This is a genomic window from Corynebacterium sp. (assembly GCF_022712275.1).
Taxonomy (GTDB): Bacteria; Actinomycetota; Actinomycetes; order Mycobacteriales; family Mycobacteriaceae; genus Corynebacterium.
Genome location: NZ_JALAGU010000007.1, coordinates 1 through 7381 on the forward strand (window position 1 = coordinate 1; position 7381 = coordinate 7381).

The window sequence follows — 7381 nt, forward strand, 5'->3', positions numbered from 1 at the left end:
CACGTTCCTGCATTCCCAGCCGGCGCAGGCGGTGGCCGCGGCGTTGGGCAAGGCGGGGTGGGAGGTGTCTGATCTGGATTTCCTGGAGATCAATGAGGCTTTCGGTGCGGTGGTGGTGCAGTCGCTGCGGGATCTGGATTATCCGTTGGAGCGGACGAATATTCACGGTGGTGGTATTGCGTTGGGTCATCCGATCGGTTGCTCGGGTGCGCGTCTGGTGGTGACGGCTGCCCTTGAGCTGAACCGTCGTGGTGGTGGTAGGGCTGCCGTGTCGCTGTGCGGGGGCGGTGGTCAGGGTGATGCGTTGATCCTCTGGCGCTGATCCTGATGTGGCACCGGGAGGAGGGGAGCAGGGGTCAGGGGGATCAGTGCCGGTAGGTGGCGATGACTCCGTCGCCGCCCTCTCCGGAGCTGAGGGTGCGCACATTGCCGCCCTTCGCCAGCGTGCCGGCCAACGCACGGTCGGCGAACGCGGCGTCGCTGACCGATCCGGGATCGCGGGGCAGGTAGAGCGTGTCCACCCGCCCTTCGTCAGCCGCGCAGACGATCTCAGCCAGGGTGGTCGATCCGCGTCCGGCGCTGACTTCGGTCAGCGCCTTGTCCCGGAGGGCGGGCTCAGCGGCATCGCGTCGGGCGGTGATGATGCGCCAGGCTGCGGACCGCAGGTCACCGGACGTGCTGTGCTCCGGGTTGCCTGGGATGACCTCGTCGACGACCGCCGGGTAGCCGCACACCTTCCGGAACACGGGGAGGTGCTCCTCGACCGAGGCGAGAACCAACGGCTGGGACCGGGCAGTACCGAGTTCCCTTTCGATGCCCTGTCCGACCTCCCGGAGAAACTCCTCGGTGAGCATCCCGGAGTTGTCGGCCGCACCACCGTGGCCGTGGAAGGCGACCGAGTCCCGACCGGTACTCCGGCCCTGGATCTGCCGCTCCGGTATGTCCTCGATCACGTCGTCGTAGCTCGCCGGGATGGAACCCAGTGGCAGCTCCTGGATGCTGTTGCGGGTCGCATCGAACAGCCGGACACTGTTTTTGGCCAGAGCGAGGATGTAACAGTTCCCGGAGCCTTCGATCATCGGGGTGAGAGGGAGCAGGTGGAAGGACAACCCGACTGTGGCGGATTCGGCGACCTCCACCGGGATCCGGATGATGCGGTGGAAGCCGCGGGACGCGAAGACGGCGAGTCCGCGACTCTGCTCCCGCCAGAAGAGCGGATCCTCAACCTCGGCACGCACCGGATCAAGGATGGATGCATCAGTGCCCAGGCTGCCAGCCGCCTGCTTGACCAGGGCGTTGAAGGTGCGCCGGACGAGGTCTGAATCTGCGCCGGTGGGATCGGAGGGTAGGTAGAGGGTGACTTTCGGCCCGTCGGTGGTGTCGGCGGCGAGGATCTCGGAGAGATCGAGGGAATCGACGGTACCCTGCGGATTCCTGGCGGTACTCATGGTGCTCACTCCTTGTGGCGGGATGTGGTGGGATCCTGTCGTACCTCCCACCGTAGAGTGATTCCTGTTCACCGTCAGTACTGCCTCCGGACGGGGTGGGTTCCGGTCAGCTGGTCAGCGGGACACCGTTGGCGTCCGTGCGGTACTGACCGCCTTCGGCGAGGATCATGATGAACTCGACGAAGGCCCAGATGCCGACGGCGAAGATGAACACGAACCCGATGAGCAGAATCGCGGTGACATAACCGAAGATCGTCAGCCCGGGCTGCGTCCACGCCTTCGACTTGTATCCGAGGTAGAAGTTGTGGACGCCCAGGGAACCGAGGAAGAAGGCCAGCAGTGCGGCGGCGATTCTCGACTTGGGGGCGTAGTTCACCGGGTAGCCCGGCTGGCCGTAGGCCATCATCGCGTTCGGCTGGTAACCGGGCTGCTGGTACCCCGGGTAGCCCTGTGCGGAGGGCTCAGCGTAGGGCTGCTGCTCCTGGTAGGGGTCCTGGGGCTGGTACGGCTGCTGGTCGCCGTTGGCGAAGGGGTTGGGACACGGGGAGCTCCTCGAGGACAACTGGGGTTCAGATACCGGGAAGCCCGGTTCACGCACCCTGACCTATCAGTTGTTGTCAGCCCAGAAGTAGGGCGATGACAGCAATCGACGGAATCGACAGCAGGGTGCTCACCACGCCGGTGTCCCGGGCAAGTACCGTGTTCGTCCCGAACCGTTGTGAGTAGGTGAAGACGTTCTGTGCGGTGGGCAGGGCGGCGACGACCACGAAGGCCAGCAGCGCGGCCCCGGAGGCATTGAAGAGCAGCCGCGCCAGGGCATAGGCGATGAGCGGGTGGACGACTGTCTTCACCACAGCAGCCGCCCACACACTGCGCTTCGGGCTGGTCGATCCGAGCACGCGCACCTGAGCCATCGACATACCGAAGGCGATGAGGGCGACCGGCACGGCGGCCCCCGCGAGAGTGGCGACCGGCTCGGCGATGAGCTCGGGCAGTGTCCAGTCTGCGGTGGTGCGCAACGTGGCGAGGATGATGCCTGCGACGGCGGCGATGATCAGCGGGTTACGCACAATTCCGACCACCAGCTCGCGGACCAGTGGGCCGATGCCTCGGTGTGAGGCGGCACTGCCGTCCTCGAGCCGGGCCTGACGCCGGGTGGAGACGTCGAGCAGCAGCACGACCGCGGGACCGTAGACCGCGGTCTGGAAGATGATGACCGGCAGAGATGCCGTGGGGTCACCGAGGACGTGGGTGACCAGGGGAACGCCGAGATTGGACCCGTTGCAGTAGGAACAGGCCAGCAGCGTCACGAGACTGTCCGGGACGTTGCGCCCGGCGAGATGCCGGAACCCGAGGAATCCGACGAGGCCGGCCAGGACGGAACTCAGGACCACCACGGCGAGGTTCTCACCGAAGACGTCCCCCAGGTCAGCCTGGGAGAGGAAGTTGATGAGCAGTGCCGGCGTCGCGATCCAGAACACGAACATGTTCAGGGTGTAGACGGCCCGTGGCCCGAGCAGATCCCGGCATCCGACCAGGAATCCCAGGGCGATGACGATGACCACCACGAGGAATCCACTGAGCACGTCGAGCATCGCTCCATTAGACCACGCGCGGTGGGACCCGCCTCAGGTCGGGGATCAGAACGTGGGGCGGGTGCTCACCACGTAGGTCCTGCCCCAGTGGTCCGTGAAGGACTGCCGGTACGGGTCCCTGGAGATGGTCACACCGAGGGCGGCAGGGATGCCGACATTCGCCACCCAGCCGACGACGGGGATGAAACTCAGCACCGCGCTGATGAGGTACCAGCTGTTGCGCAGGAAGGACGCCTGGGCGGTCGGGAGCTGACCGTCGACATCGACGACCTTCATTTTCAACGCCATCTTGCCGACTGTCTGGCCCCTCCAGGTCTCCATGCAGATCCGGTAGGCCATCCAGATGATGATGCTGAGGATGCTGATGAGGTAGAAACCGCCCATGTTGAGGTCGGGGGCGTCACCGTTGCCGTCCCACTGGTCGAGGTCGTCGATCCAGGCGCTGACGTCGTCCCAGACCACGAAGAGCATGACGACAGCCATGGCGACACCGACCACCAGCAGGTCGATGACGTAGGCGCCCAGGCGGGCACCGGCCCCCGGGTAGGGGGAGACCAGGGGATACCCGGCCGACGGGAATCCGCCCTGGGGCTTGCCACTCTGCGGGACACCGTCCCGGGTGTATGGATTCCGGTTGTCGTCGGGACCGTAGGAGTTGCTCATGGGTGCGCTCTCTCTGTCAGGCGTTGACCACGTAGGCCTTCGACCACTGGTCGAAGGTGTGCTGACGGAAGGGGTTACGGGCGATGGTGAACCCGAGCACCGCCACAAGGATCACAGCGACGATCTGTCCGATGGACCCGACGAACATTCCGAGCAGGAAAACGGCGATGTACCAGGAGTTTCGCTTGAAGGACGCCCCGGCGGTCAGCAGCTTGCCGTCAGCGTCCACCACCTTGATCTTCAGCGCCATCTTGCCGAGGGTCTGCCCCTTGCGCACCTCCAGGATGACCCGGTAGGCGAACCAGATCACGAGCGTGATGACGCTGGCGATGAGGAGGTTGCCCGCGTCCATGACCGGGGCGGAGTCGGGCTCTCCGGCGTCCTGCCAGGCCTGGAACTCGTCGGAGTAGTCCGAGATGTCGCTGCCGGCGATGGTCATGATGAGCACCATGCCGATGATGCCGATGAGGATGTTGTCGATGACCAGGGCGCCAAGTCGCTTCCCTGCTCCGGGGTAGGCGTCCTGGCCCGTGGCGCCGGTGAGCGGAGCGCCGCTGTCCGGCGCGTCCCCGCCGGTGTAAGCATTGTAGGAGGGGAGGGAACCCTCGCCGCCGGTGGCGTCACCGGCGCGGTCGGCGTCCTCCCGGCTGCGGTCATCACTGAACGGATTCTCGGGGGTACCGGAGGGGGTTGACATGAGGCGTCCCTTTCATCGGGGGCAGGATGAAACTACCCCACCACGGTACCCGACATACGACTGAACCCCGCTCCGGGGGACAACCGGGGCGGGGTTCAGGTGTCTGTGTAAACGCTCTTCGGGAGAGCAGTAGTCCGTGTCACCGGACTACGGTGCTGAAGTCAGCAGGGATCAGCGGCTGTGGAACGGCAGGAGAGCCATCTCACGGGCGTTCTTGACCGCGGTGGCGACCTGACGCTGCTGCTGCGGGGTGAGGCCGGTGACGCGGCGGCCGCGGATCTTGCCACGGTCGGAGATGAACTTACGCAGCAGGGCGTAGTCCTTGTAGTCGACGGTCTCGATACCCTCTGCCTTGAGCGGGTTCTTCTTCGGGCGGCGGGACTGCTCGATCCGCGCCTTCTTGTGATTGGTGCGCTTCATTGTGTGAGCTCCCCTTTACCAGCTGGACTTACGGACGCCCGGAAGCTCACCGCGGTGAGCCATCTCGCGGACGCGGACGCGGGACAGGCCGAACTTGCGGAGGTAACCGCGGGGACGGCCGTCGGCGGCGTCGCGGTTACGGACGCGGACCGGAGAGGCGTCGCGCGGCTGGCGGTTCAGCTCGAACTGCGCATCCGCACGCTCCTGCTCGGAGGAGTTCGGGTTCTTGATGATCGCCTTGAGCTCGGTACGACGCTCGGCGAAACGGGCGACGATCTCCTTGCGCTGCTCGTTCTTCGCGATCTTGGACTTCTTCGCCATAGGTTAACGCTCCTCGCGGAACTCGACGTGCTTGCGAGCGATCGGATCGAACTTCTTGAGGCTGATCCGGTCCGGGTTGTTCCGCTTGTTCTTGCGGGTCACGTAGGTGTAACCGGTGCCCGCGGTGGACTTCAGCTTGATGATGGGGCGGATATCGTTACGTGCCATTAGATCTTCTCCCCACGAGCGCGGATCTTGGCGACGACAGACTCGATGCCGTCCCGGTCGATGGTCTTGAGGCCCTTGGTGGAGACGTTCAGGGTGATCGTCCGTCCCTCAGAGGGCAGGTAGAACGAACGACGCTGGATGTTCGGGTTCCAGCGACGGTTCGTGCGGCGGTGCGAGTGCGAGACGGACTTGCCGAACCCCGGCTTCCGACCCGTGACCTGGCAAAATGCCGACATGGGTATTTTCTCCTTCCGCCCGCTCGTCCGGTCCGGGCGCCGCACCGACATAAGACGTGCCCGCAACTAGACGGGAAGCAGGCGTGCCGGGGCGCTGTGTGGACATGGTCGATCGGGCGATGACGTTTACTTAGACAACAGCGAGGCGAAACTCTACCTCATCGCGCGCTGCAGACCTAATCCCTGCTGCGGTCGACCTTTGCGGGCCCCGCTCAGGCTCCGTGATACACGTACGCCGGCGGCGGGAGAGCCGGGATTTCACGGATCGGGGTCGTGCGGGTTATGGTGGATCGTTGTGTCACTGCCGCGTTCGGTCGCGGTGTGCCCACACTCCAAACCCGACCCAGGCACGACCTACGGTACGGACGGATCACCGTCCGCCTGCGGGACCGACCTGGTGCCCGACCCTGAGGGATTGAGAATGAAGAGCGATATCCACCCCGACTACCACCCGGTGGTCTTCAAGGACGCCAGCACTGGCCACCAGTTCCTGACGCGTTCCACCGTCTCCTCCGACCGTACGGTCGAGTGGGAGGACGGAAACGAGTACCCGCTGATCGTCGTTGACGTCACCAGCGAGTCCCACCCGTTCTGGACCGGCGCGCAGCGTGTCATGGACACCGCCGGCCGCGTCGAGAAGTTCCAGCGCCGGTTCGGTTCCCGCGTCCGTCCGTCCAAGAAGAACGCGTAGAGGAGGGTAGAGAACAATGGCAGTTCCGAAGCGCCGCATGTCCCGTGCGAACACCCACTCGCGTCGTTCGCAGTGGAAGTCCGACAACACCGCCCTGCAGACCGTCAAGGTCCAGGGCCGTGAGGTCCAGATCCCGCGCCGCCTGGTCAAGGCAGCCCAGCTGGGCCTGGTCGAGCTCGACTAGCAGTACCCCGGTCACGTCGCTTCCCGTTTCTCCGGGAGGCGGCTTTTCCGTATCCGAATGGTCCTGATTCTTTTCAGGGAGAATGATAGTCAAACAACTGCCGGTCCCTTTCTGACCGGCCAGCGGACAGCTTCCTGTCGGTTCGCTGAAAAGATGTCACAGGGGGAGGCTATGGGGTAGCGCATGGTGCACAATGGAGGCTATGAAAATTCTTGTAGTCGATGATGATCGGTCCGTGCGTGACACGCTCCGCCAGTCGCTCACGTTCAACGGATACGATGTCGTCCAGGCCACCGACGGTGAAGAGGCACAGACCCTCATCCGTAAGGAGAACCCGGACCTCGTCATCATGGACGGCATTCTCCCCAAGGTCGACGGCCTTGAGATCCTCCGGTCCCTGCGTGGCAGCGGCAGTGAGGTCCTCGTCCTCATGCTCTCCCAGAAGTCCGATGTCGCCGACCGGGTCGCCGGCCTGGACGCCGGGGCCGACGACTACCTCGCCAAGCCTTTCGCCCTCGAGGAGCTGCTCGCCCGGGTACGGTCCCTCTACCGGCGTTCCCGACGTACGGCCGCTGCGGTAGCCAAGGACTCGAAGCCGCTGAGCTTCCTCGATCTCACCCTGAACCCCGAGACCCGGGAAGTCACCCGTGGTGAGCGACGGATCAGCCTGACCCGCACCGAGTTCGCGCTGCTGGAGCTGCTGCTGCGCAACGCCCGCAAGGTCCTGTCCCGCAACACCATCCTCGAGGAGGTCTGGGGTTACGACTTCCCGACCTCCGGCAACGCCCTCGAGGTCTACATCGGCTATCTCCGGCGCAAGACGGAGGCCGAGGGGGAGGACCGTCTCATCCATACCGTGCGCGGTGTGGGCTATGCACTGCGGGAGAACACTCCCTGATCCACTGAGACGCTGCTGGAATGCTCCGGTGGCTTGCTCAGGGGCGGTGGGGCAGGGGAC

At 64.9% G+C, this 7381-nt stretch carries 12 protein-coding genes and 1 pseudogene; 4 read left to right on the forward strand and 9 right to left on the reverse strand.

Annotation, left to right across the window (positions count from 1 at the left end):
• A pseudogene (locus Q0A27_RS00780) lies at positions 1-322 on the forward strand (acetyl-CoA C-acyltransferase); the annotation flags it as partial.
• Positions 323-365: 43 nt separating this feature from the next.
• Here the strand turns inward: Q0A27_RS00780 and Q0A27_RS00785 are convergent.
• The 9 genes from Q0A27_RS00785 to rpmB all read right to left on the reverse strand — a co-directional run bounded on the left by Q0A27_RS00785 (position 366) and on the right by rpmB (position 5548).
• Complete coding sequence (locus tag Q0A27_RS00785) at positions 366-1448, reverse strand: hypothetical protein (protein WP_291473184.1); 1083 nt, start codon at positions 1446-1448, stop codon at positions 366-368.
• A gap of 106 nt (positions 1449-1554) precedes the next feature.
• Positions 1555-2046: a TM2 domain-containing protein gene (locus tag Q0A27_RS00790; RefSeq protein WP_291473185.1), complete on the reverse strand. Its 492-nt coding sequence runs from the start codon at positions 2044-2046 to the stop codon at positions 1555-1557.
• 19 nt (positions 2047-2065) lie between these two features.
• The gene (locus Q0A27_RS00795) at positions 2066-3043 is read right to left on the reverse strand and encodes an AEC family transporter (protein ID WP_291473186.1); all 978 of its coding nucleotides are present in this window, start codon (positions 3041-3043) and stop codon (positions 2066-2068) included.
• Between the two features lie 45 nt (positions 3044-3088).
• Positions 3089-3706 carry an RDD family protein gene (locus Q0A27_RS00800; RefSeq protein ID WP_291473187.1) on the reverse strand — a complete coding sequence of 206 codons (618 nt, stop codon included), beginning with the start codon at positions 3704-3706 and terminating at the stop codon, positions 3089-3091.
• A gap of 16 nt (positions 3707-3722) precedes the next feature.
• Positions 3723-4403, reverse strand: coding sequence for an RDD family protein (locus Q0A27_RS00805; protein ID WP_291473188.1), 681 nt, complete (start codon positions 4401-4403; stop codon positions 3723-3725).
• A 171-nt stretch (positions 4404-4574) separates the two neighbouring features.
• Positions 4575-4823 (reverse strand): 30S ribosomal protein S18, encoded by a 249-nt coding sequence (gene rpsR, locus Q0A27_RS00810; RefSeq protein ID WP_291473189.1) that lies wholly within the window; start codon positions 4821-4823, stop codon positions 4575-4577.
• 15 nt (positions 4824-4838) lie between these two features.
• Positions 4839-5144: a 30S ribosomal protein S14 gene (rpsN, locus tag Q0A27_RS00815; RefSeq protein ID WP_291473190.1), complete on the reverse strand. Its 306-nt coding sequence runs from the start codon at positions 5142-5144 to the stop codon at positions 4839-4841.
• A gap of 3 nt (positions 5145-5147) precedes the next feature.
• Positions 5148-5312 carry a 50S ribosomal protein L33 gene (gene rpmG, locus Q0A27_RS00820; protein WP_023025964.1) on the reverse strand — a complete coding sequence of 55 codons (165 nt, stop codon included), beginning with the start codon at positions 5310-5312 and terminating at the stop codon, positions 5148-5150.
• Positions 5312-5548, reverse strand: a complete 237-nt coding sequence (gene rpmB, locus Q0A27_RS00825) for a 50S ribosomal protein L28 (RefSeq protein WP_020441666.1) — start codon at positions 5546-5548, stop codon at positions 5312-5314. The genes rpmG and rpmB overlap by 1 nt, the downstream gene beginning before the upstream one ends.
• A gap of 421 nt (positions 5549-5969) precedes the next feature.
• On the opposite strand from rpmB, the gene Q0A27_RS00830 reads away from it, so the two are divergent.
• The 3 genes from Q0A27_RS00830 to Q0A27_RS00840 all read left to right on the forward strand — a co-directional run bounded on the left by Q0A27_RS00830 (position 5970) and on the right by Q0A27_RS00840 (position 7321).
• The gene (locus Q0A27_RS00830; RefSeq protein WP_014010582.1) at positions 5970-6239 is read left to right on the forward strand and encodes a type B 50S ribosomal protein L31; all 270 of its coding nucleotides are present in this window, start codon (positions 5970-5972) and stop codon (positions 6237-6239) included.
• 16 nt (positions 6240-6255) lie between these two features.
• Entirely contained in the window at positions 6256-6423 is a 168-nt protein-coding gene (gene rpmF, locus Q0A27_RS00835; protein ID WP_014010581.1) for a 50S ribosomal protein L32, read from the forward strand.
• A 202-nt stretch (positions 6424-6625) separates the two neighbouring features.
• Entirely contained in the window at positions 6626-7321 is a 696-nt protein-coding gene (locus Q0A27_RS00840; protein WP_291473191.1) for a response regulator transcription factor, read from the forward strand.
• Positions 7322-7381: the final 60 nt, after the last annotated feature.